The organism is Alicyclobacillus sp. CIJ1 (genome assembly GCF_057538885.1).
This window is the reverse complement of sequence record NZ_BAAJPH010000069.1, coordinates 1-371: the sequence shown is the minus strand read 5'-3', so window position 1 is coordinate 371 and position 371 is coordinate 1. Positions and strand designations below refer to the sequence as shown.

1 protein-coding gene is annotated in these 371 nt (G+C 54.2%); it reads right to left on the bottom strand.

Annotated features, from left to right (window positions below):
• A partial coding sequence (locus tag AC27E8_RS06425; RefSeq protein ID WP_487098610.1) for a hypothetical protein occupies positions 1-220 on the bottom strand: 220 nt, incomplete at its 3' end.
• Positions 221-371 lie beyond the last annotated feature (151 nt).

The window sequence follows — 371 nt, the reverse complement described above, 5'->3', positions numbered from 1 at the left end:
CCGGCGGCAGGGTAAACGTGTAATTGTTAGGCGACGGATGTTGCCATCCTGGGAAGGGAGAAGTGGGATTGGAGTAGCCAAAAAGCGTATTGGACGCCGCGGAAGACGTGACCACTTGATGGATACTCGGTAATGCTCCCGTATCGCTTGCATTTCCGCTTGTAATGGCCGTTGAAGACGCTTCGATCGGTGGCGTCCCATCACCCGTGATGACCATCATGATGCGTTCCCTCCTCTCAACAAGGGAGATTTGCAGGGCAAAAAAAGCAAAAATAAACCGCCCTGCATCGTTTGCAGAGCGGCTTCGTTCGCTTTGTTCATTCACCCGAGCGCAAGACATGGCCCGGCGTCACATGGCCAACCTGTAACCG